The following is a 23,809-nucleotide window of genomic DNA, read 5'->3' as shown; positions in this document are numbered from 1 at the left end:
CTCAAATATTTTCAAAATTCATATTTCGCAAATCGTGTTCTGAGAGTTTCTTCGTACGGGACCCACTCCCAATCACACCATAAAGACATTCCTATGAGTTCTGACAGCTTATCTACGGCTTGTCCCGGACTCGTAATGCCAATGAAGCCGTCAAAATCCTCATTGCGGATATCCAACGCTTTCTGCAAGTAGTCATCGTTAAGACGCTCTTCCCGGAGTTGTTCATATTCATCCCTCGTCCACTGTTCACAAAAGATTCTTTCGGCCTCAATATCTCCATTCTCGAACAACGACAACTCGAATATTTCCTCATTTATATATCCGGTGGTCATCACTGGCTCCTCGATAAGCCGGGACAGCGTTTTGCCGATTTCCTTCACCGTACCCCATACAAAATAATCGTGGAGCACGCTGATCCAGTACTCGTTGCTTTTGCTTACGTACATGACAACATTGAACTCTTGAGCCTCATTATTTGGCTTGCCTAATACTGTTGCATGCCCTTCGCTTAGCTCTCTTAATGCTTCGACAGTCTTCTCAAGGTTGTTCGACTTGATATGCAAATTTGCGAATGATCTACCCACGAGATGGCCTCCTCTAATCGCTTTCTTATTCAGACTGATTCTTGTTTATATCCTATAGATTGTATCTAAGTATGTCTCTTATTTCAATAATAGTGATCATTTGTGCTGAGTCTTCCTACTTTTCACCTGAATTTTGAAAATGACCTTTACTAGGGAGAGATATAACCTTGCTTCAAGATGAGCTAGATCTCGGTAGCACAGTCATGCCTGTGGTTTTGTGTTCTCTATAAAAATCCATTTTTGCATCCATGAGGTTGATATGCCGTTACTCTATCCTAACTTGGACATATCGTATTATGAGACTTTTCCTAAAAATAAGCATATGAGGGGTTGGTTAAATGAAAGGTGTTTCTATTATTACCTGTACAAATCGTCAAAATTATTTAAACAACCTACTCCAAAATTACAACAGACAACGATATGCCCAAAAGGAACTCATCATTATTATCAATAACAATACAATTCCGTTATCTCCCTACCAACAGTTAGCTAAAAATCACAAAAACATAAAGATATTTCGTAAGCCAGAACATCAAACTCTGGGTTCATGCTTAAACTATGCCGTAACGAAATGCAAATATCATACCATCGCCAAATTTGATGACGACGATTATTATGCCCCTCATTATTTGACAGAAAGTATTCAGACATTAAATAGAACAAATGCTGATATTCTTGGAAAACGAGCTCATTATATGTATTTAAGTGGTTCAAAGACTTTGATCCTTCGTTTTGCACATGACGAACATCGAACAGTTTCCCATCTCCCAGGCGCTACACTCGTCTTCAAACGTAAAGTATTCGATCATGTGAAATTCCCTAATAAAAACGTGGGTGAAGATGATCTTTTTTGCAGCAGAAGTAGAAAGAGAGGTTATAAGGTTTATTCTGCGAGTAAGAATAACTTCATAGCCATCCGTAGAAAGAACTCTTCAAAGCACACATGGATCATCAGTGATAGCACTTTAATAGCAAACCATAAGATCATCCGTAATATTAAAAATTACAAGGCATTTGTTGGACGCAGTCCAAAGATCAAGTTATGAAATGGGCTACAGATTCCACTTTGTCCGCTGTATCTATTCTGACCTGTACGAAACGAGCTGACTGTATAAATACACTGTTTGATAACTATCGACGACAAAATTTTAAGCTTAAAGAGCTTATCGTAATCATAAATAATGATAGTTTGAAGATAGATGACTATACAGCTGCTGCAAAAAAACATAAGAATGTGTGGGTCTTTAAAGTACCGGAACATCATTCCCTCGGTTATTGTTTGAATTTTGGTGTGCAATTAGCGAATTATAGTTATATTGCTAAATTTGACGATGACGATTACTACGCTTCCAACTATTTAACTGATAGCATGCAAATACTCCATAAGACTAAAGCAGATATCGTTGGAAAACGGGCTCACTATATGTATTTGAATGATAAGAAGTTACTTTTGCTTCGTTACCTCCGAATGGAGAATAAATATGTAACCAATGTTCAGGGTGCGACCCTACTCATTAAACGCAAGGTGTTCGATCAGATTTCTTTTCCAAATCGGAACAGAGGTGAATGCGTTAAATTTTGTGCTGATTGCGCAGCTCATGGCTTTAAAATTTACGCAGGAAATAAGTATAACTTCGCTGCAATTCGTAGAAAAAACTCCAAAGATCACACCTGGATCGTCAGCGACAAGAAGCTTTTATCCCAAAGTGTTAAAGTTGTAAAAGTAAAAAACTTCAAAAAATACGTCACTCGAAACTGATTTAATTCAACGAAGTTATTAGACAAGATTTATAGAGCGCTGAAACCTAATGGATAACTTATTGTACTCCTCCCAATGTTATAACATTTATGGGAGTATTGTTTTATGACTAACCTTAATTAAGGGTATACAAAATGCAGACTTTGGCCAGATTGAGTTGTTTGTTGATGGACCTGGAATACCGTTCAATAACGAGGGGACTACCGCGCGATATAATCAAATAAAAAGACTGGATAGCAAGGGCATTAGATTCTATAAGCAATATTGAATTTATAGAGCATGATCTTACAAAAGGGCAATATTTGTACCTAGTGCGAATATGTGAAAACCCCGGAATAATTCAAGAAAAGTTAGCTGAAATGATAAAAGTAGATCGAACAACAGCTTCAAGAGCAATTAAAAAATTAGAATTAAATGGATTTATTGAAAGTATAAAAGACAATCAAAACAAAAAAACAAAAAAACTATTTCCTACAGAGAAAGGCGATACTGTGTTCCCTTTCATAAGAAGAGAAAACGATTATTCCAATAAGGTAGCATTATCTGGATTCTCTGAAAATGAAGTGGAAACTATGTTTACCTTGCTGCAGAGAGTCAGAAAAAATGTAGAAAAAAATTGGGAGTTAGTCAAAAAAGGAAACAAGAGAGCTTATTGACTTAGTAAGCGGAGGACATGTTTATTAACAATTCCAATATACCCCTACCAAAAATCAGAAAAAAGTCGGCACCAAGTTATTTAAATTCACGCTAACTTGGTAACCGGCTAATAAATGCCTATAATAAATTTATATTAATAGCACCATGCTTACGAATACGTACAGGATAAATCTGCTCAACACCAAATGAGAGCATATATGCTTTATAGGAATCCGTATACTCTTTTGGCAATAAAGCCATTATAACTCCTGCAAAACCGCCTCCATGTACCCTGCAAGCTCCTGCCCCCTTCTCCTTGATAAACAGCTCAGTTAATGCCAAATATAGTGTCACCCCCTGTGTAGAAGGAGTAGTGTTAGAATAGCAATTTTGCAGCCATTTCCAGGATGAGTTCCCAGATTCATTTACGAGTTTTATGAAGCTGTTTGCATTATCCCCTGTCAAAGCTTCTACTTGTTGATCAACTCGAATGTTTTCCTCATAGAAATGCAGTGCTCTCAATACAGCTCTGTCCCCGACACTCTCTCTGAGTTTGTCCAGGTTGTCCAATATATCTTGCTTTTCTAATTCGCGAAGCACATTTTTCCCAAGCTCTCGGGCAACAGCCTTCATTTCTGTTGGAATTGAGGAGTATTCTTCACTTAAATCTGCATGGTTTGCACCTGTGGGAACAATAAATAACTCATAATCTTTGTCAATAGATGAAAAATTTAATGTAGTGATCAGCGGAGCTTCGATGTTTTTAAAATCAATCGAAATTAGCCCCCCATAACCGCAAGCAATTTGGTCGAGCAAACCCGATTGTTTGTTCCATTCTGAATTCTCTGCATATTGACCTATCTTGGCACAGGTAACGACATCCATCTCGTTATTGTTGTAAAAGAAATTAATAATCGAGCATATCAACATCTCAAAAGAAGCTGATGAGCTTACACCTGCTGCACTTATGACATCACTTGTGATGCAGACGTCGAAACCACCTAATTTGTAACCATACCGTTCAAAACCGTCCAAAATCCCTTTAACTAAGGTATATGTACCTGAAAGGTTAAGGCTATTCCCACTCGAATTTAAATCAATAATGAAGTCTTCGTTATAGGTAATGCTTTTTATACGAATAATATTTTGATCATTTTTCGCAGCCGCTCCAATGCAATCCATGTTTATACTGGCAGCAATAACTTTACCCAGATTATGATCTGTATGGTTGCCACTAATTTCACTGCGCCCTGGTGAGCTAAAGAGAAATACATCCCCCTCTGAATATTTATTTATATATTCCTGAACCAAGTCTTTATATCTTTGCTTTTGATTGTTAATGATAGACGGAACATCTCCATACAGGCTTTCTAATGCTCTTTGAAATTCTTTCGATTCTATTAGTTGAAATGTTTCGGTAATTGATGGCATCCTTTGAATCCTCCATATGTATAATTAATTTTTGTTTCTGTCCTGATTTCATATTCATCAAATGGTGTTACACAAGAAAAATATAACATTTATTAATTATTACATACTAGGGGATAATGTAACTTTTATATGGATGATTATGACTTATAATTCCTTGAATATATATATTTATGTGTATGTGTTGGGTAATAAAAAAACTAGATAGCAACATAGCAATATAGCTATGAGCATCCAGTCTTTCTTTTTAAAACGTATAATCGTAAAATTTCTCTGCATTACTTAAGCTAGGCCATATATCTGCGCTTTCCCCACCTATATACCAATAAGCAATCCCAGCTAGATTGGTCTTAATGCTTAAATGGTATTTGGCTATTAATGATCGGCCATCCTCAATCCAGATCGTGTGCTTTATGGACTGCTTCGAATAGTTTGCAACATATTGTCCTAAAGACTCATTCCATACGGGCTTCATTCCATTATTACTAATAATCTGATTTTGCTCCGAAAGCGAGATGTACTTTGAAGATGAAACCGTGCCATTCTGGTTCAACGTCCAGTCCCGATTATATAAAGGCAGTGCCAATATAACCTTATGGCTAGGTACGACCTTTAGTACTGTATCCACTGCATGTTGATCAAAAGGAATAGAAGCATTGGGCCCTGGAAGTTTACTCCCATCATAATGTTCGTCATAACCCATCATCACCATATAGTTCACTTGCTTACCTAATGCAGCGTAGTCAAAAGCATCTGTCCAATCTGTCCCAAGATCGGGAGATACGTCTATCGACAGCGTCGCGTTAAGAGCATGCATTTTCTCAGCTAATAATGTAATGAACGAGGTCAAATACGCACGATCATCTGCCGCAACATTTTCAAAATCAATGTTTAGTCCATCTAATCTATATTTGCTCACTAAAGCTCCTAATTGATTTACTGCCGTATTCCTTGTGGTTGCACTCGACAAAATTTGATGGGTCGCTTCTTGATCTGATCGATTGCCAACCATCGCCCATATTTTCTTGTTATTCTTCTTTGCCCATGTAATTAGCGAAGCATCCGTTGAATCCGTTACCGCACCAGATTTCGCTACATAGTACCAGCGTGGAGATAACGTGTTGACGTTCGACTTCAGAACAGTATTCTCGTATTGTGCCGTCGTTTGAGCATATTGCCAGCCAATAACGATATGATCCTCCGGCTCATCTTCAAGCTCTGCTGCCCAGCTCTCATTTTGCAGCACCCGGTCAATGAGGACCGCTGTCTCCTGCCTAGTTATAGGATCAGCGGGTCGGAAATTCTTGCGATTATCCCCCTTCATTAAACCAAGATCATTTACAGTAGCAACAGCTGACCTTGCCCAACTAGCAATTTCCTTTCGATCATCGAACGAGGTTAGAGCAGAAGTATGGTTCGTTTGCATTAAAGCTTTGGTCACCCATATAGCCGCTTCTTGCCTAGTAACTGCTTTTACTGGGGCAAAAGTAGTTGCCGAAGTGCCGTTTGCCAGTTCAAGCTGAACAGCTGCCTGTATCCAGCCGTAATACCAAGCTTTTTGGGCTACATCTGTATAAGGAGATACTGGACTGACTGCCTTATCAAGCTTTAGCAGACGGTCAAGAACCGTAATGAATTCTGCCCTAGTAATCGATTTAGTAGGTGAAAAGCTTGTCGCCGATGTACCAGTTAATATGTTACGGTGATATAAATCTATAATTTCATTTTTAGCATAACTATTATTTATATCCTTAAAAGGCGCCCCATTATCAGCTGATATATGTTGGATAAATATTCCAGATATAAGCACTATAACGATTGTTATGACTGCAAACCTACCAAATCTATTGTTCACGAGATGATCCTCCTCGGATATAATCTTCGAATTATACCAAGGATGGAATCAATAAACATTGCTAAAATATTGGTAGAGTGCGAAAAGATGTACTTTGTGAAGCACATCCATTTTCGAAATTATTTGTTACGTTACATCTTAGTAGCCTGTTGCTAAACTTCACTATTGGGGTCTTTTGGAGGGCTATTATCCCCTTTCAATTCTTCCATAGCTGCGGCCACCTCTGGGTGCGCTGTAGCCCATTGCTCACCTAGTTCCATTAACTGCTTGCCTAGTTCACTGTCTCCCCAATCATCCCCTTTACCCTCTGAATACCGGGTTATCGCATGGATCAAGAGCCCAGAGCTCTTACCCGCCAATTTAATAATATTATTCAGATAATCGTCTGAAGATTTTTCCAGCTCGGCACTGATAAAGTCATCTAATGCGTCTTCATACCTACCCATTTTTAAATTTAGACCGCCACGATTAGAGTACAGAACCTGTTTCTTGGATTTTTTCTGGTTTATTGATTGGGTATAGTCCTCCAACGCTCTTTTAAAATATCCATCCTTCTGTTTGGGATCCTCGCAATATACTCCTAAACTATACTGGACAATTCCGCGCAAATTATAATCTTCATCCGTCAACACCGTGCCATTGTCGTCAATAATGGAGTTCGAAGTGTCCAGCATATTTTCTAAAACCGGGATTCTTTCTTCTCTTGCTAACCCGGAGAAGCATTTATAGTTAGCCATAATCAACTTTCTACGATAAGCAATATGTAACTGACTGTTCTGCTGAATCCCACCTTGATAATATTCCGCCGATTTCAAATAATCTTCATGCTCAAACCACGCATCACCTAACTGAAAAAAATAATCATCATCTATTTCAACAGCTCCGCGTGCCTGCTGTAAACGTTCTTCATAAGTCTTCACTTTGTCTTCTGTTGTTTTACCTTTCTCAGTCTCCTTAATGTAATCCACATATTGCTGGACAATCTGCCGCACCGTTCTTTCGGTAATAGGCTCAGGAATCAGGTTTACCATTCCATCTTCGGAGATAATGGCAATCACACAGGGTGCTTTATCTATTCTCAGTTTCTCTAAATATTTGTAAGCAGAATTGAATCTAGCTCCACGACTAGCATCGCCCAAATGCTCTTGGGAAAGTCCATCCAGAATTACACCGATCGCATGGCAGTTGGCGTCTGTATCACAATATAAGGCACCATCAATGGCCGTCAAATGCTTTATGAATATAGGGTTAAGCTGGGTTTTGAGGATAGGGGTGGATTGCTTCTTCAATCGTCTCACTTCATCCCTAGCCGTATCCGGTTCTGTAATAACAACCATGGTTCCGCTCTGCTGCTGAGTTGCCTCCTTAATCATTTTCCCAAGCTTGTCTATATTCTTCTGATCCAGAGTGGTTGTATCTTTGAACGTTGCTAATGTAATTCGCTTAAATAGATCAAGATCGAACCTATCCTGTCCAATTTCAGGGTTCTTAAAAGAGACTCCAAGTAGTTTATCCGAGACGATACGAAGATTGGTGGTCATTTTGAAAATCTTCTTGTCTTCATCCGACTCTACTCGCTTGTCAGTGGGTTCCTCTTCTTTCATTCTGATCAGCATTAGATCGTATCGGGACAAGCCTTTGAATTCAAGCTTAAATACGCTATCCGTCCCCAACAAGCTCCAATCGACTTCTCCGATACCATAGATGATATGCTCGTCGGCAATCAGGAACAAATCATGTTCGTTATTAGTCATCTCAAGTAATTTGCGAATCCGTCGGCCGTCATCCAGAGAAATCCCGTTCTCACCTTCGAATTGAATGGCATACTTTACTAGTCCGGTCCGCTCGTTCAACAGCTTAGGGCTCATAAGCAGTATGCAACCAAAGGGGCTTTCTCCTTCATACGTTCTGGTGGCGATGCCTTCAATTTTCTCCATCAACATGTTGATATAATATTGCTGGTTCGACTCACGCTCTACTCCAGAAAAGACCTGAGCTTCCTCTCCACCACCATCATTAATATACTGCTGGATCTTCCCCAAGAACATGCGTGACATGCGCTGCAAGAAACCAGATACACTCTCTTTATACTTAGATTCCAGTTCCTCACCGATCCTATTATTCTTATCCTCTTTGTAATAGTCGTCAAAATAGTAATCAAGTGTCATCCGTAAAAAGGATATTTGTGGCAACTCATAGAACATCCGGCAAACTTGCAGACCGGCGTAATCGATCGCCAAAATATAGATCAGTTCAAACTTTTTCCCCTTCAGCGTCAAGTTCATCCGGTTCGGATATAAAATGCTGGTTGTCGTATGTACAAGAGTAACCGGTGAATCAGCTTTTACCGGTGAGCCTTCCCCTACAGAATCCACTAGTAATTTCTCAGATGCAACTTCAGCTGATGTCTTCCTGTCGTGCACCGTCTTTCGAATATATTCGTTCAATTGTTCCACAGTGCCGCCCCACTGCCAACCAGACAATCCGAGCTTGGTCAGCGCATCCTCTGGTCCTTTCAGATTCTCTAGTATAACTTTGGTATCTTCTCCTCGCTTCCCAGTTAAGACCCGCTTGATCCTTGTTGTCGTTAGAGGGCTACGGTCTTCATGCAGTACGATAGCATACAGCTTGAGTTCCAGCCGTTCATCCAGCTTCCGCACCATTTCCTCTAGTTGAGGATAAACGACTTTGTGGATATTCTCGATAAGTTTCAAAGACATTTAGAAGTACATCTCCCACTCGAATTATTTTCCATAATATTCTTAGCATATCATATATTTCATAAGATCATGGTGACATTACTACCAACGCTCACGTTCCTTTAGTGAAGCAATTTGTGCGGTATGATGACGATCATGCCAAGCGTATCTTTGAATTGCAGCATCAAGATTCATTTCACCGTGAGTGAGACTCGTGAATTTTTTCTCAAAATCTGATAGATGTAGTGACCGTAGTAAGCCAACAAACCGATTGTGAATCGAATCTATGAGAACCAAAGAAGTTTCTATAGGTGTTCTATAATCACTTAGTTCTGCCCACAAATCTTCTCGATAGGAACTTGCTATTGGATTATCCTCAGTTAGTGCTCTCTTAAATCGAATATATGCATTCATATCGTTATCTGCCATATGGTGAACTACCTGACATACAGTCCAACCACCAGGACGATAAGGTTTATGTAATTGCTCCTCCGTTAGGTTATGCACTGTCTGACGTAGAATTAGTGGCAAATCTCGGATTTCCGCTATCCATCTGTTTCGATCTTCTGGAGTTGGATGCTCTATGAGTTGAAATTGCCCTATAGGATATCGAATTTGTTCCATTTCCTCACACTCCAAGCGTATTTTTATCAACTTGAATTCGTTAACAATCGGTTTATATCCTTCCATCGGTGTTGAAATATTAAAGTTCTTCAAAGTATAAGTCCCAATTTATAACGAAAGACACCCCAAAAGGAGTGTCCGATAATAGTTATGAGATTCAATATTCATATTAATGAATTACGTTCCAATTCAATCACAATATAGTACTCTAACTATTTAAAGCGCCCGAAATAAAAGCTCCCCTTTGGACTGAATGTATCGATACATCGCACCACACACCACTAATATCAACAATCCAATACCTAACAATACGAGATTACCGTTCAGATCGGCTAGAAGAAGACTCGAACCAACTGGAATCAGTAAGCTTATAAAGCCTATCAACATCGCTACTAAAACAGATGCACTTTGTTTGACCACCGAGACTTCATTTGTCCACTCCAGTTTAGGCAGCTTCAAGTTGACGAGCACACCTATCATTGCTGTAAGACAAGCATATAAAACTGGAATAACTAGTAATAGAAAGCTTTCCATCCATCCCGTACCTAGGGATATCATGAGGAGCACACTACTTACAACTACAATCGGTACGGTAATCGTAAGATTCACTGCAATTTTACTTAACAATATCGTTAATGTCGGCACAGGTGCGCTTTTTAAAATCCAAATATTATTACCTTCGAGCGATATGGAACTGGATGTCGTACAGCTTAAAGTTACAAAAACCGAAACAAACAGTGGAGCCAGTCGATTTAGATAATTTGAAAGCTCTGGTATCTCAACAAGCTGTCCTAGTTGCTCTGCGTTAATGAACAGCAAGGCGACCGCCATCACAAGTAACATAACCATGCCTATACTCGTGTTAAGTACATATATAGAAGAACTAAAATAGCGGCGCAGCTCTTTTTTGTACAATGTATAAAGCGGTGAGGATACTGCAAGTGATTTCATTTGATATTTATTTGTTGAAAAAGAAGTCGTAAGGCCTGTGTGGATCGCTTTATATTTACTACCAAGCACCATGGTAAAGAGCATAAAAGAAATCAGCGAAAGCCCAATAAACAATACTAAAGCATCCATTTGAAACGAGCAAACCGCATTTACATACATAAGCGTCATAGGATACAAGTTGTATATTTGATCTGCGATTTGAGCGCTCATATCCGCAAGTAATTGTGGATTGTTACCATTTATTTGGCCTGAACCAACAATTATAGCAATAATTACTACAAAAGTTAGGATGAGCGTTATTATACGGCTTCCTTTAAATCTTGAGGAAATCCAACTGATCAGGGCACCAATAATCGTTGCAGCAATAATCGGCACTAACGGAATAAATAACAATGTGATCATGAAATACAAATAATATAAAGCTCCGGGATTCACCTTTATAGCATAAACAATGCCTGCAGGTACCATCACCATCAAAGAAAAGAACAGGTTTAACACATAGAGTTGAACCACTCGACTTGCAACAATATGACTCGTTTTGATTGGCAAGGACATTACGAGATCGTAGTCTTTGGAACCAAATAATACACCACTTGCCTTATAGATCGTTGTAAAAAAACCAATTAAGCATGTAACAGCCATCATTATTGCAAGCAGCAGTTCTGGCCGACCTATCTGTTCAAGGGTCTCTGCTATCATAAAGCTATATCCAAATGAAACAACTGCCATCATGACAATGCCTATTAAGATACCGATGCTCAGCCAAAGCATTTTGCGTCTTTCTTTCACATCACGTGTATGCAAAGCTTTATTTAACCCAAAGGAAGAGATCAGCTGAATCTTCGTCAATCTCCAGATATTAATCATGCTTAATCAACTCCAAAAATACATCTTCAAGGCTACTGTCACCTTTCACCTCTTCTGTTTTCCCATGAGTAATTAATTCCCCCGCTTTGATAATCGCAATCTTATTGCAGAGCTTCTCGGCCACATCCAGTACATGCGTTGAAAAAAAGATCGCACTGCCTTGACTGCAAATCTCCGTCATGATTCTTTTAAGCGTGTGTGCCGCTTTTGGATCAAGTCCCACAAAGGGCTCATCCAGCACTAACAGCTTCGGTTTATGTATTAGCGCAGATATGATAGCCAGTTTCTGCTTCATTCCATGAGAATACGAGGAGATTAAATCCCCCAAATGAGATGTAATCTCAAATTCATCGCCATATTTCTTAACCAATAACTCCCGATCGGCTTTCGATACGCTAAAAAGATCACCAATAAAATTCAAGTACTGAATGCCAGTGAGATGATCATATAGATCCGGATTATCCGGGATATACGCCGTAATCGCTTTGCAGGCTAATGGATCTTTTTTAATGGAATACCCACCAATCTCGATGTCCCCCTCCTCAAAATCAAGAACACCTACTACTGCCCGAATCGTCGTTGTTTTCCCCGCACCGTTATGACCAATAAAACCATAAATATCACCTTTCTCGACCACTAGATTCAAGTCACTCACTGCCTTCTTACCACCCTTATAACTCTTGGTAAAATGCTTTATTATCAACATCTTGGCACTCCCTCTCCGTTCGTATTCGTAACTTTCATCATGCCATGCCTACCGTTCCATACGTTGTTAAGATAGTTTTACTATAGTACGTTTATCCTGTCTATTTAGTTCATTCCTTTATATAAATAAATTTTCCTTTATAAAAAAACGAAAAAAGAGGGGTTCTCCCCCTCTCTTATATAATCCTATTCCATTCATTTATACGTACTTCCGAATCGTTGCGAGCAGTTGATCAGCTACATAGTCAACTCCGTAAGCAAGTTGATTGTGATCGAAGCGTATTTTCACAAAACTCTCATCTGTATCAAGCGCATCGGCGAACAAACCTGCTAAACCACGTGCCTTGCGATCAATCTGTAGGAGCAATTCAATGCCATCCTCATTTGGAAAAAAAACGATTTCTAATTCGTCTAGTTGATTTCGGAACTGTGAGGGGGGAACGAATTCAAATTCTTGAACGAAATCTAAGCCATTGATCCTGCCATAACGTGGTGAATATTCACAAGTCACTTCACGAATACGGAACCCGAGCTGATTCATCGCATCCAAAATTACAGCACAATATGGATGAGGGCCTACTTGAAGATAATCCTGATCCTTCGGATCAATTGCCTCTTTAATATCAAGTCCGGTTTGAATCCAAACCGGCGATCTACCTAACGTCACTGGCGTTATCGCCGGAAGCTGGAATGAGACGGGAAATTCATAAACCTGCTCCGCCACTACTTTAAATTTACTTGCTAACAGGAATTTGGATACCGTCGCTTCCACTTCCATCTTCTTATCGTTCAGCTCTTTCAAGTAACGCGTCTTAACGAATGCATAGACGTCATCGACCTCCTGATCCACTCGGCCACCTTGAATTTGGACGGTACCACTGATTGTATCACCTGCGTTCACGAAATCTTGATGGAGCATGAGATCTACCTTGGCCGCTCCAATTCCGGCACTCGCGAGCATTCGTTTAAACATTGACATTGTAATGAATTCCCTCCCTAATATTTGCATATTTAAGGATACGAAGAGAACTACCTGAGGTTTCATTTTCAGGACAGAAATGCCTTGCTACTGACAACAAAAAAGTATTCGCCCCTAAAACTCGGTTTGAATACTTCTTATTTAAGAATCACAAAGTCTACGCTGTCGCGAACTGACTGTTATATAATCTGGCATAATATCCACCGCTGGCTAGGAGCTGATCATGTGTACCGCTCTCCACAATGTCGCCATCCTTCATAAAAAGAATGAGATCCGACTCTCGAATTGTCGACAATCGGTGGGCAATCACAAAGCTGGTCCGACCCGCGATCATTTTTAGAAAAGCCTTCTGAATCCGTACCTCAGTCAGCGTATCAATACTACTGGTGGCTTCATCCAAAATGAGCATTGGCGGATCTACGAGCATAACTCTTGCTATGGTAAGCAGTTGTTTCTGTCCTTGGGAGAGATTATCCCCTGAACCGCTGATCTTCGTGTCATACCCCTCAGGCAGGCGTTTAATAAATCCATGAGCATTAGCAGCCTTAGCAGCGGCGATGGTCTCTTCCTCTGTCGCACCTGCTTTTCCGTAAGCAATATTATCTCTGATGGTGCCCCCAAAGAGCCAAGTATCCTGCAGCACCATCCCAAAATTCCGTCGCAAACTGTCACGCGTAATCGTCTTGATATCCACACCATCTATTTTAATGGACCCACGGTCCAGATCGTAGAAACGCATAAGCAGATTTACCAGCGTTGTCTTACCGGCACCGGTCTGCCCTACAATTGCAACTCGGGTCCCCGGCTTCACTTCTAGACTGAAATCGTTAATCAAAGGACGTTCTGGAGTATAAGCAAAGGATACTTTTTCGAAGGTAATGGTACCTTGGCTCGTTTGCATAACCTTCGCATCTGTATTATCGGGTTGTTCTGGCGTTAGGTCGAGAATGGCGAAGATCCGCTGCGCAGAAGCAGTTGCCGATTGAAGCTGTGTAATCACACCTGTTATTTCATTAAAAGGCTTAGCGAACAAGTTGGAGAAGATCAAGAAACTGGACAGGTCCCCTACCGTAAAATGACCCCGAATTACCATAACACTACCGATCATAGCTATGACTGAGAACGTAATGTTATTTACCAGACGCGTTGTCGGATTCGACAAAGAACCATAAAATTGTGACTTTACACCGGTCTGATATAACGTCTCGTTTTGTTCTTCAAACTGAGACATTGCACGTTCTTCATAATGATAAGCAGTGACTACTTTTTGCCCGCCGATCATTTCCTCCACATACCCATTAAGACCACCCAGAATCTTGGCTTGCTCTTTAAACATCTTTTGCGAGCGCGTCGTAATAAACCTTGCCACAAAAAAGGTAGCGGGTGCCGACAGAAGAACTACTATGGTCATCAGAGGACTTATGTACAGCATAAGTACAATTGCCCCCACAATGGTGATGATCCCTGTAAGCAATGTAGAGAAGCCTTGCAGCAATCCATCAGAGACCGCATCCATATCGTTCACAAACCGGCTGATACTGTCCCCTTGCGGGTGGTTGTCATGAAACTTTAACGGCAAAACATTTAACTTATCAAAAAGCTCCCGCCGTAAGTCATATACCGTTCGGTATGCAATTCGGTTCGTTAAATAAGTAAGAAGCCATCCAAAAAAGCTGCCGACAATATACACAACTGCCAGAATCATAAGCAGTCTTAGTACGGTGTCAAAATCAACCTCTCCCGGTCCGATCATAAAGTCGATGGCTTTACCGATGAGCAGCGGCCCGATTAGACTGGCAATCACACTAAGTAATGCGCATATTACCGCGCCTATAGCTATTTTTTTATACTGCCCTGTGTACACAATTAGTCTTTTCCAAATGTTATTTTTGTTCATTGGCCCGACTCCTCACTCGATAACTGGGACAGGCAGATTTCTTTATACTCTTCACAACCACGCATCAGCTCCTCATGGGTACCGACACCGGCAATCCGCCCTTCCTCAAATACCATAATTTTATCCGCTTGCCTTACAGTGCTTACCCTCTGCGAGACAACGAGTACGGTCATTTGCTGGCTGCTCTCTTTGAGCGCTTTACGTAGAGCCGCATCAGTAGCGAAATCCAGCGCACTGGAGGAGTCATCCAGAATAAGAATCGACGGCTTACCTACCACTGCACGAGCTATGGTCAAGCGCTGCTTTTGCCCCCCGGATAAATTAAGTCCACCACGTGATACCTGCGTATTCAATCCTTCAGGCAATTTACGAATAAACTCCTCCGCTTGAGCAACTGAGGCTGCTTGCATGATTTCTTCCTCGGTTGCGTCTTCCTTGCCCCAACGAATATTCTCAGCGATTGTTCCTGTAAACAACACTGCTTTTTGTGGCACAATCCCTATTTTCTCACGAAGCTGATGTAGCTTATAATCGCTAACATTCACTCCATCCACTTTAACTTCACCTTGCACTGCATCATATAAACGTGGAATCAGGTTCACAAAAGTAGATTTACCAGAACCCGTACTGCCAATCAGACCCACAGTCTCTCCGCGGTTAATGACTACCGAAATATCCTCTAATGCCGATTCACCTGTTGTATTATAACCAAACGATACATGATCGAATGATATAGCAGAAGCGGTATGATCAGGTTCAGCCATCACAACATTCGCTTCCTCAGACACGGATGCTTTGACACTCAGCACTTCATTCACACGATTGGCAGAGGATGAGGCTTTTGTAAAAATAATGACCAAGTTAGAAACCACTACAAGCGCCAACAAGATTTGAGTGACGTAATTAATGAAGGCAATAATCTCACCCTGAGACAATCGACCCCCATCGATATGAATTCCACCTCCCCATAAAATTGCTATGATCGCTGCGTTTACTACAAGTGTAGTCATCGGACCAAGTAAAGCAGAAATCCGTGAGACCCGGATCGCTGTAGAGGTTAAATCCTCAGAAGAGGCATCAAAACGTTCTTTTTCCGTACGTCTTTTGGCAAAAGCACGAATGACTCGAATCCCCGACAAATTCTCACTAAGAACGAGCGCAAGGGCATCCAGCTTCTGCTGATATTTTCGATACAAAGGCGCACTTCGAGTGATAATAAAATATAAAATAATGCCAAAAATCGGCGTTGCCGCTATTAGAATCAACGATAATCTAAAATCCAAAATCATGGACATTATGATAGCCCCGATGCAGATAAACGGCGCCCTAATAACCAGGCGAATCAGCATGGCAACAGCAATCTGCAGCTGATTTACGTCATTAGTGATCCGGTTAATCAGCGTAGGCGTACCGAACGTATCCAGCTCGGCGTACGATAAGGATGTAATATGTTTGAACATTTTATTACGAAGCGTCGTTCCGAACCCCTGTGATGCTCGTGCCGCATAGTATTGGCATACCATGGAGCAGCCGAATCCAAGCAGAGACATCAGCACCATTAGGCCACCCATTCGGTATACATAAGCACTGTCATGATTTCCAACCCCATTATTGATGATTAATGCGACAATGGTAGGCAAAATCAGCTCCAGAATCGCTTCCATCAGTTTAAAGATTGGACCGATGATGGCTTCTTTTTTGTACGGTTTTAAATATACTGCGATTTTGAACAACGTCATCCACACCCAACATAAGAAGTATTTAAGCACTTGAAATATGTATAATAACAGTTATGATTATGGCATATCTACTCACATATTAATAATATTGGATTCGTATCGCTCCCATACGATTAACATATCTCAAGTTCGGAGGATTAATATATGGATATTAGACAACTTAAATATTTTATGGCTATCGCTGAGGAAGGACAGATTACTTCCGCAGCCCGAAAGCTGCAAATGGCCCAGCCTCCACTGAGCCAGCAGCTTAAGCTCCTGGAGGAAGAACTCGGTGTAAAGCTAGTGGATCGAGGTCCACGCAGCGTGCAGCTCACTGAAGCTGGAGCAATTTTACGGGACCGTGCCCAACAAATTCTGGAGCTGGCAGATTCCACTGCCCGTGAGCTCAATGATTTTGTCAAAGGTTTAAAAGGAACCCTAGCCATTGGTACGGTTTCTTCCTCTGGAGCTACGTTGCTTCAAGATCGGCTATGTGAGTTCCACAAAACGTATAAAGGTGTGAAATTTGAGATTCATGAAGGAAATACCTTTAGAATCATTGACCTATTGAACAAGGGCATTGTCGAGGTTGGCATTGTTCGGACACCCTTTAATGCTACAAATTTAGAATGTCTTTACACACAAGCTGAGCCTATGATTGCCGTAATGACTCCAGAGCATGACTGGAAAACAGATAAAAACTTCGTTGAGATTGGTGAGTTAAAAGATAAGCCGCTCATTATCTACCGACGTTTTGAGCAGCTTATCCGGGAAACTTGTCTTGAGAACGGCTTTGATCCGCTGATTTTCTGCATGAATGACGATGCTAGAACAACACTGCTCTGGGCAAACGCTGGTCTTGGCATTGGAATCATCCCCAAATCCGCTTTCGAATTAACGAGTAATCGTAATTTGATCTATAAAGAAATCAGCAGTGAATCGCTTCGCACGCGGGTCGCCGCCGTCTGGATCAAGGATAAATACTTGTCATCATTAGCTTCCAAGTTTATTGAAAACTTTAAGAATGGTTAAGAACCATCGCTATTTATTCACTTGTTGTTGAACGAGCCTATCCTCTTCTTCTTTAATACGACTAATATCAATCCGTTCAAACAACAATTGTAACTCAGTAACTTGTTGATAAGGGGGAACTGAGCAGGGCTGCCACTTCGGTAGTTCAAGCGATAGGAACCCTCTGATCTTCTCACAAGAAAACGGTAGAAACGGATGCAGCAAATTCGCCAAATTAGCGATAATCTGCACGCAAGTAAATATTGTATTATCACAGGCATCCCGATCCTCTTTTACCTGAATCCAAGGCTTTTGCCGATCAAAATACTGATTTGCCTTACGTACATAAGAGAAAATATACTCGAGTGCATCCTTCAAATCTCCGACCTCAATGAGGCGTCCTGACTCCAGATACAAGAGGTCAATGTTATCGCTCCACACCTTATCTGACTTTCCACTTGGCACGATCCCTTCATAAAACTTCTCTACAAAAGCCAATGAGCGATTCACAAAGTTACCAAATGCTCCTAGCAGCTCACCATTATGACTATAAATAAACTCCCTCCAGGAAAAATCCGTATCCCGCTTCTCAGGACCGTTGGCAATTAAGAAATAACGTATAGAGTCAGGATGATACCGCGCTAGAATATAAGGTACCCAGACCGCCCAATTTCGGCTAGTGGAGAACTTCTGACCTTCAAGGGTTAAATATTCGCTGGATATAATCCTGTCCGGTAAATGCAGACCTCCAGCTCCTAATAACACAGCAGGCCATATTAAGGTGTGAAAAGGAATATTGTCTTTACCATGCACATAATAAGCGGTAATCTCCCCTTTCTCCTTTAACCAAAAGTCCTCCCAGCTTCCTCCCGACTGTACAGCCCACTGCTTGCTGGCTGATAAATACCCACTTACCGCCTCAATCCAAACATAAATCTTTTTATCTTCAAATCCAGCCACAGGAACGTCTACACCCCAGGACAAGTCTCTAGTTACCGCGCGGTCCTGCAGCTCTTCTTTTAAATAACGTTTGGTCAGTTTTATAGCATTTTCTCTCCAGTGTACTGCTTCGTCTACATACTCCGTTAATACAGATTGAAATTTAGATAAGCTAAGATAATAATGTTCTGTCAGCCGTTCTGTTGGTGTATTCCCACATAGCTTGCATGTTCTATTTAATAAATCAGATGGATCTAGGATCGTAGAACAATAATCGCATTGATCTCCCCGCGCCAGCTGGCCACATACCGGACAAGTCCCTTCCACATATCTGTCTGGCAAAAACCGCTGATCTACCTCGCAGTAACATTGCGCAATAGTTTTTTTATATAAATGTCCATTCTTTAGCCATTCGATAAACAACTCTTTCACGACCTTATGATGCTGCTGTTGATCCGTTCGAGTATACAGATCATAACTAAATCCCAGCTGTTTAAAACACTTTAGAAACTCCTCATGATATCCGCTTGCAAAAGCTTCAGGTGTGATCCCTTCATTAGCAGCCTGAACCGCTACAGGAGTGCCATGACAATCGCTGCCTGACACATATAAAACATTATCCCCCTTGCTGCGAAAATAGCGTGCCAGTACATCCCCAGGCAACACACTTGATAATCTACCAAGATGTAAAGATCCATTCGCATACGGCCAAGCACCACCTATAAATACATTACTCATTAACCTTCTCCTCCTTTTTTAGACAACAAAAAAACTCCCATCCACAAAGGACGAGAGTTCTACTCACGTGTTACCACCTAATTTTATAAATGCCTCATGACATTTACCTCTTCAGGTACGACATTAATAAACGTTTATACCCTAGCACTGTAACGGATGCAGGTTCCGGCGCAGCCTACAACCCAAAAGGGGTTTCGATGCGCAGCTCTGAGACCATATTCCCAAGGGTTTTCTTTACTCCTTTTCAGCGACCGGAGCTCTCTGTTGAAAGAATTGCCGTGGTACTCTTTCTCTTCTTTGCTTTTCAATATTCAAGTTACTGGAAATAGTACTAAATTTGCCGTGTAAAGTCAATGCGAAACATCAAGCGCTTAGTAACATTTTTTAATAATTCCCGTCTGTTTTATATAGATAAGATACAAGGAGGCCATCGATGAAAAAAATAAGCATTCTTATACTATCGTTCCTAATACTAACAGGGATATGGGGCTGCTCCGGTAATGAGGTCCATTCCGTGCCCAAAAGTAAGCCCTATACTTCCGAAGAAGCCATCAGTAGAGGGGATATTGTTTCTATTGAAAAAGTGTACAACCTCGATAAATTCGAGCAATTCATAACGAATCTCTCCAGCAAAAAAGCAGACAGTATAAGAGTTACAAGTTACACAGATGAGGGCGACCCCATTTTTAAGGATTTGAAGTTTGATGGCAGTGTAATTAGCTATAGCTACGATACTTCTAATGATGAATTTGGTGGGGGGAGCATAGGAGTTAGAATCGATACTTGCTCTGATATAACGAGTGAAAAAAATGCACAAGGTGAGATTGTTTATTCGATCAGTGGTTGTACAAATAAAAATCCTGAAATAGATTACTACCTTCTGCGTACAATAAAATAAATGGGTTTTATAAAAAAGACCACCCAATCGTAATACAATTGGATGGTCTCAAAACTTTAAATTATTTCATGATTTTGCAAATATCATTGGTGAATTGGACAGGATCACTAACTTGTAATCCTTCGATCAGCAGAGCTTGATTGTACAGCAAGTTCGTGTATAAACCGAGCTTTTCTTTATCGTTCTCAGCTGCTGCTTTCAAGGACTGGAATACTTCATGATGGATGTTGATTTCAAGTACCTTGTCTGCTTGCACCTCTTGGCCATTCGGCATCGATTTCAGGATTTTTTCCATCTCGATTGTCAGTTCGCCTTCAGCGGATAGACATACCGGATGAGTCTTCAAACGTTTGGAAGCTTTAACATTTTTCACTTTGCCGGACAAGATGTCCTTCATCGCTTCAAAAAGCTCCTTGTTTTCGTTCTCTTCAGCTTCCGTAGGCTTGTCCGCTTCGTCGGCTTCGATTCCTAGATCACCACTGGATACGGATTTAAATTCTTTTTCCTTATAAGACTGAATCATCTTGATCGCAAATTCATCAATATCATCAGTGAAGTAAAGAATCTCATACCCTTTATCCGATACAAGCTCGGTTTGAGGGAGTTTTTCAATTCTGTCGATCGACTCTCCAGAAGCATAGTAGATGTACTTCTGATCTTCTGGCATTCTAGACACGTATTCGTCCAGCGTTACCAGCTTCTTCTCCTTGGAGGAGTAGAACATTAGCAAATCTTGAAGGGTATCTTTGTGCATACCATAATCATTATACACACCGAACTTAAGCTGTCTGCCAAAAGCATTGTAGAACTGCTCATATTTCTCTCTTTCATCCTTCAGCAAGCTTTGCAGTTGGCTCTTCACTTTATTCTTAATGTTCTTAGCGATCAGAGTCAACTGACGGTCATGCTGCAGCATCTCTCTGGAGATGTTCAGGGAAAGATCCTCTGAATCTACCATACCTTTTACAAAACTGAAATAGTCAGGCAGCAGATCCGCACATTTGTTCATGATCAACACACCGTTGGAATAGAGCTCAAGACCTTTTTCATATTCCTTTGTGTAATAATCAAACGGTGTATTTTCAGGGATAAACAAAATCGCATTGTACACTACAGCACCATCAGCACTGATATGAATATGTTTAAGCGGCTTGTCGAAGCCATAACGTTTCTCTGCATAGAAGTTATCGTAATCTTCTGTAGTCAGCTCGCTTTTGTTCTTGCGCCAGATTGGCACCATACTGTTCACCGTTTGTTCTTGAACAACTTCTTCGAACTCATTCTCCGTGCCTTCTTTTGGCTTTTGCTCCTTCACGTCCATTTTGATTGGGAAACGGATGAAGTCGGAGTATTTTTTAATGATGGATTTCAGGCGGTATTCTTCCAAATATTCATCATATTGATCTTCTTCAGTATTCTCTTTAATCTTCAAAATCACATCAGTACCGACAGAATCCTTCTCGACAGTCTCGATGGTATAGCCGTCAGCGCCCTTAGACTCCCATTTAAAGGCCTCGTCGCTGCCTAATGCCTTACTGATCACTATAACGTCATCAGCCACCATAAACGAAGCGTAGAAGCCAACCCCGAACTGCCCGATGATGTTATGGCCATCTTTGGCTTCGTTCTCTTTCTTAAAAGCAAGGGATCCACTCTTCGCAATTGTTCCTAAGTTATTCTCCAGCTCCTCTTGTGTCATTCCGATACCTGTATCGGAAATCGTCAAGGTTCTGTTCGCCTTATCGGCGGTCACTTTAATATAATAATCCTCTTTATTGAAGACCAGGCCTTCATCAGCTAATGCTTTGTAATAGATCTTATCAATTGCATCACTTGCATTGGAAATCAGCTCACGCAGGAAAATTTCCCGTTGTGTATAAATGGAGTTAATCATCATTTCCAGCAATCTTTTCGATTCTGCTTTAAACTCTTTCTTGGCCATGAATAAGTAGATCTCCTTTCAAAATAAACATCTTGTTCAACACTCCGTGATTAGCACTCTTGTTAGATGAGTGCTAATTCTTCTTTTTATATAACATAAAGTGATTTTGAATGTCAATATTTACAGCGATTTTCATTAAAGAATGCTATCTTTTGCATACAAACTTAAGATTTTATTGATCATTAATGACCCACTTGCGCGTAGGCTGATTCTATGTTTTAAATAGACTAGATGCATAAATTCCAAATAAAGGATTATCATTATCAGCCCTAGGAGGAATTCGAATGAATGAACAAGCGCAGTCCATTGTAAATTCCATAGAAAAAAGCCCCGTAAAGAACCTTATTAGCAGTGTATTCATTCCCGTACATGATATTGAAAAAGCCCGTAGCTGGTATTGCCATGTCCTAGGACTCCAGGAAGCAGATCATCCGATTATGAACGATCATTTATGCCCGCTAACTATGCAAGGAAGTACTGGGATCATTCTGGACACCATGCCCATGTGGGGAGGTTTAGAACCTGAAGGAGCTCCACCAATTACAACACCTGCTTTTATGTTTATAACCGATGAATTGCTAGCCTCTTTTCATTATATGAAGGATCTCGGCGTAGAGATAGTAACCGAAATTCAAGATCAACAATGGTTTGTGGTCAAAGACCCTGATGGAAATAAACTAATGATTTGCAAGTAACATTTGCGTTAGATATTGTAACGGCTGGGACTTCCATTTTTTAGGGTGCATCAGAAGCTGCAGATCAAAGTGAATTTCTGAATGCGCAAAGGGAAGCTCGGCCAAGTTCCCCCGTTCAATTTCTTCCTCTGCAACAATTTTCGGTAATAATGCAATCCCAAGACCATTCATGACACAACGTTTAATTGCCTCTAGATTCGATAGCTCAAAACCTATGCGGAATATAATCCCGTGCTCTTTTAACAAATTCTCGAACAGACTCCGGTATATACAGCTCTCTTCAGAAACAATTAATTCGCAGTTATTTAGATCCTGTAGTGTTACTGTATCCATCTGGGCAAGGGGATGATTAATGGGGGCTATCAACACGAGCGGTTCATCTCTAATGATCGTACGATCAAGCAAAGAATCCGTAGTGGTACGATCGAGCATCAAACCGATGTCTACTTCCCCATCTTTTATTTTGGCCACAAGGTTAGCTTCCTGCATCGTTTGCAGATGAATATCAAGTTTCGGGAATTTCGTCCTCAACTGCTGTAAGTAAGGTGGTAAGTAGAATGCAGCTAATGAATCAATCGTCCCAATCGTTAGCGTGCCTCCTATTTGCTGGGCGATGGTTTCTTTAGAACGATCATAAAGATCCAAAATCTCCACGAAAAGCTTCAACAGCTCTTCTCCAGGCGGGGTAAGACGCAGCTGTCGACCATGCCTTTCTATTAAAGGCACTCCGTATTCCTTCTCTATCTTCTGTATTTGCATCGTAACACTCGACTGCGCGTAACCTAGCTCTTCAGCAGCCCGCGTAAAGCTCTGACGTTTAGCCACCTCGCGGAATGTTCGTAAATAGGTTAAATCCATAACCTCACCCTAACATCAATATA

19 protein-coding genes and 1 other annotated feature are annotated in these 23,809 nt (G+C 40.8%); of the genes, 6 read left to right on the top strand and 13 right to left on the bottom strand.

Going from position 1 to position 23,809, the window contains the following annotated elements:
* Nucleotides 1–11: 11 nt before the first annotated feature.
* Nucleotides 12–584 carry a hypothetical protein gene (locus UQ64_RS09375; RefSeq protein WP_060623156.1) on the bottom strand — a complete coding sequence of 191 codons (573 nt, stop codon included), beginning with the start codon at nt 582–584 and terminating at the stop codon, nt 12–14.
* Nucleotides 585–922: 338 nt separating this feature from the next.
* Here UQ64_RS09375 and UQ64_RS09370 point away from each other — a divergent pair, with 338 nt between their 5' ends.
* The 3 genes from UQ64_RS09370 (at nt 923) to UQ64_RS09360 (ending at nt 2,999) form a co-directional block, all read left to right on the top strand.
* Nucleotides 923–1,630, top strand: a complete 708-nt coding sequence (locus UQ64_RS09370; protein ID WP_060623154.1) for a glycosyltransferase family 2 protein — start codon at nt 923–925, stop codon at nt 1,628–1,630.
* Nucleotides 1,627–2,343, top strand: coding sequence for a glycosyltransferase family 2 protein (locus UQ64_RS09365; RefSeq protein WP_060623152.1), 717 nt, complete (start codon nt 1,627–1,629; stop codon nt 2,341–2,343). Before UQ64_RS09370 ends, UQ64_RS09365 begins: the two co-directional genes overlap by 4 nt.
* Before the next feature lie 233 nt (nt 2,344–2,576).
* Nucleotides 2,577–2,999, top strand: coding sequence for a MarR family winged helix-turn-helix transcriptional regulator (locus UQ64_RS09360; protein ID WP_156417498.1), 423 nt, complete (start codon nt 2,577–2,579; stop codon nt 2,997–2,999).
* A gap of 118 nt (nt 3,000–3,117) precedes the next feature.
* On the opposite strand, the gene UQ64_RS09355 is transcribed toward UQ64_RS09360, so the two are convergent.
* From UQ64_RS09355 to UQ64_RS09315, 9 genes are all read right to left on the bottom strand, one after another.
* Entirely contained in the window at nt 3,118–4,410 is a 1,293-nt protein-coding gene (locus UQ64_RS09355) for a galactokinase (protein WP_060623150.1), read from the bottom strand.
* 244 nt (nt 4,411–4,654) lie between these two features.
* Nucleotides 4,655–6,262 (bottom strand): S-layer homology domain-containing protein, encoded by a 1,608-nt coding sequence (locus tag UQ64_RS09350; RefSeq protein ID WP_060623149.1) that lies wholly within the window; start codon nt 6,260–6,262, stop codon nt 4,655–4,657.
* 152 nt (nt 6,263–6,414) lie between these two features.
* On the bottom strand, nt 6,415–8,982 hold the full coding sequence (locus tag UQ64_RS09345; RefSeq protein ID WP_060623147.1) for a diadenylate cyclase: 2,568 nt from the start codon (nt 8,980–8,982) through the stop codon (nt 6,415–6,417).
* Nucleotides 8,983–9,063: 81 nt separating this feature from the next.
* Nucleotides 9,064–9,585, bottom strand: a complete 522-nt coding sequence (locus UQ64_RS09340; protein WP_060623145.1) for a YfiT family bacillithiol transferase — start codon at nt 9,583–9,585, stop codon at nt 9,064–9,066.
* Nucleotides 9,586–9,801: 216 nt separating this feature from the next.
* A complete protein-coding gene (locus UQ64_RS09335) occupies nt 9,802–11,403 on the bottom strand; it encodes an ABC transporter permease (protein ID WP_060623143.1) in 1,602 nt (533 codons plus the stop codon).
* Complete coding sequence (locus UQ64_RS09330; protein WP_060623141.1) at nt 11,396–12,109, bottom strand: ABC transporter ATP-binding protein; 714 nt, start codon at nt 12,107–12,109, stop codon at nt 11,396–11,398. Before UQ64_RS09330 ends, UQ64_RS09335 begins: the two co-directional genes overlap by 8 nt.
* A gap of 198 nt (nt 12,110–12,307) precedes the next feature.
* Entirely contained in the window at nt 12,308–13,087 is a 780-nt protein-coding gene (locus UQ64_RS09325) for a sporulation protein (RefSeq protein ID WP_060623139.1), read from the bottom strand.
* Between the two features lie 157 nt (nt 13,088–13,244).
* Nucleotides 13,245–14,984: an ABC transporter ATP-binding protein gene (locus tag UQ64_RS09320; RefSeq protein ID WP_060623137.1), complete on the bottom strand. Its 1,740-nt coding sequence runs from the start codon at nt 14,982–14,984 to the stop codon at nt 13,245–13,247.
* Nucleotides 14,981–16,717, bottom strand: coding sequence for an ABC transporter ATP-binding protein (locus UQ64_RS09315; protein WP_060623136.1), 1,737 nt, complete (start codon nt 16,715–16,717; stop codon nt 14,981–14,983). Before UQ64_RS09315 ends, UQ64_RS09320 begins: the two co-directional genes overlap by 4 nt.
* Nucleotides 16,718–16,867: 150 nt before the next feature.
* On the opposite strand from UQ64_RS09315, the gene UQ64_RS09310 reads away from it, so the two are divergent.
* Complete coding sequence (locus UQ64_RS09310; protein WP_060623134.1) at nt 16,868–17,737, top strand: LysR family transcriptional regulator; 870 nt, start codon at nt 16,868–16,870, stop codon at nt 17,735–17,737.
* A gap of 9 nt (nt 17,738–17,746) precedes the next feature.
* Here the strand turns inward: UQ64_RS09310 and metG are convergent, their stop codons facing one another.
* Nucleotides 17,747–19,393 carry a methionine--tRNA ligase gene (gene metG, locus UQ64_RS09305; protein ID WP_060623132.1) on the bottom strand — a complete coding sequence of 549 codons (1,647 nt, stop codon included), beginning with the start codon at nt 19,391–19,393 and terminating at the stop codon, nt 17,747–17,749.
* Between the two features lie 43 nt (nt 19,394–19,436).
* Nucleotides 19,437–19,700: a binding site (T-box leader), on the bottom strand.
* 126 nt (nt 19,701–19,826) lie between these two features.
* Here metG and UQ64_RS09300 point away from each other — a divergent pair.
* Entirely contained in the window at nt 19,827–20,291 is a 465-nt protein-coding gene (locus tag UQ64_RS09300) for a DUF4362 domain-containing protein (protein ID WP_060623131.1), read from the top strand.
* A gap of 61 nt (nt 20,292–20,352) precedes the next feature.
* On the opposite strand, the gene htpG is transcribed toward UQ64_RS09300, so the two are convergent.
* Nucleotides 20,353–22,233 carry a molecular chaperone HtpG gene (htpG, locus tag UQ64_RS09295; RefSeq protein WP_060623129.1) on the bottom strand — a complete coding sequence of 627 codons (1,881 nt, stop codon included), beginning with the start codon at nt 22,231–22,233 and terminating at the stop codon, nt 20,353–20,355.
* A 284-nt stretch (nt 22,234–22,517) separates the two neighbouring features.
* Here htpG and UQ64_RS09290 point away from each other — a divergent pair, with 284 nt between their 5' ends.
* On the top strand, nt 22,518–22,928 hold the full coding sequence (locus UQ64_RS09290) for a VOC family protein (protein WP_060623128.1): 411 nt from the start codon (nt 22,518–22,520) through the stop codon (nt 22,926–22,928).
* Here the strand turns inward: UQ64_RS09290 and UQ64_RS09285 are convergent.
* The gene (locus UQ64_RS09285; RefSeq protein WP_060623126.1) at nt 22,911–23,786 is read right to left on the bottom strand and encodes a LysR family transcriptional regulator; all 876 of its coding nucleotides are present in this window, start codon (nt 23,784–23,786) and stop codon (nt 22,911–22,913) included. The two genes, UQ64_RS09290 and UQ64_RS09285, sit on opposite strands and share 18 nt — an antisense overlap.
* Between the last annotated feature and the right edge of the window lie 23 nt (nt 23,787–23,809).

Source organism: Paenibacillus etheri (genome assembly GCF_001012825.1).
GTDB lineage: Bacteria > Bacillota > Bacilli > Paenibacillales > Paenibacillaceae > Paenibacillus_AQ > Paenibacillus_AQ etheri.
The sequence above is the reverse complement of the archived record's forward strand: the minus strand, read 5'-3'. Positions and strand labels throughout refer to the sequence as shown.

What these genes read in the sequence shown, in the direction of transcription:
- UQ64_RS09370 (WP_060623154.1), top strand. Translation starts at nt 923, where the DNA reads ATGAAAGGTGTTTCTATTATTACCTGTACAAATCGTCAAAATTATTTA.
- UQ64_RS09365 (WP_060623152.1), top strand. Translation starts at nt 1,627, where the DNA reads ATGAAATGGGCTACAGATTCCACTTTGTCCGCTGTATCTATTCTGACC.
- UQ64_RS09355 (WP_060623150.1), bottom strand. Translation starts at nt 4,410, where the DNA reads ATGCCATCAATTACCGAAACATTTCAACTAATAGAATCGAAAGAATTT.
- UQ64_RS09345 (WP_060623147.1), bottom strand. Translation starts at nt 8,982, where the DNA reads ATGTCTTTGAAACTTATCGAGAATATCCACAAAGTCGTTTATCCTCAA.
- UQ64_RS09340 (WP_060623145.1), bottom strand. Translation starts at nt 9,585, where the DNA reads ATGGAACAAATTCGATATCCTATAGGGCAATTTCAACTCATAGAGCAT.
- UQ64_RS09335 (WP_060623143.1), bottom strand. Translation starts at nt 11,403, where the DNA reads ATGATTAATATCTGGAGATTGACGAAGATTCAGCTGATCTCTTCCTTT.
- UQ64_RS09330 (WP_060623141.1), bottom strand. Translation starts at nt 12,109, where the DNA reads ATGTTGATAATAAAGCATTTTACCAAGAGTTATAAGGGTGGTAAGAAG.
- UQ64_RS09325 (WP_060623139.1), bottom strand. Translation starts at nt 13,087, where the DNA reads ATGTCAATGTTTAAACGAATGCTCGCGAGTGCCGGAATTGGAGCGGCC.
- UQ64_RS09320 (WP_060623137.1), bottom strand. Translation starts at nt 14,984, where the DNA reads ATGAACAAAAATAACATTTGGAAAAGACTAATTGTGTACACAGGGCAG.
- UQ64_RS09310 (WP_060623134.1), top strand. Translation starts at nt 16,868, where the DNA reads ATGGATATTAGACAACTTAAATATTTTATGGCTATCGCTGAGGAAGGA.
- metG (WP_060623132.1), bottom strand. Translation starts at nt 19,393, where the DNA reads ATGAGTAATGTATTTATAGGTGGTGCTTGGCCGTATGCGAATGGATCT.
- UQ64_RS09300 (WP_060623131.1), top strand. Translation starts at nt 19,827, where the DNA reads ATGAAAAAAATAAGCATTCTTATACTATCGTTCCTAATACTAACAGGG.
- htpG (WP_060623129.1), bottom strand. Translation starts at nt 22,233, where the DNA reads ATGGCCAAGAAAGAGTTTAAAGCAGAATCGAAAAGATTGCTGGAAATG.
- UQ64_RS09290 (WP_060623128.1), top strand. Translation starts at nt 22,518, where the DNA reads ATGAATGAACAAGCGCAGTCCATTGTAAATTCCATAGAAAAAAGCCCC.
- UQ64_RS09285 (WP_060623126.1), bottom strand. Translation starts at nt 23,786, where the DNA reads ATGGATTTAACCTATTTACGAACATTCCGCGAGGTGGCTAAACGTCAG.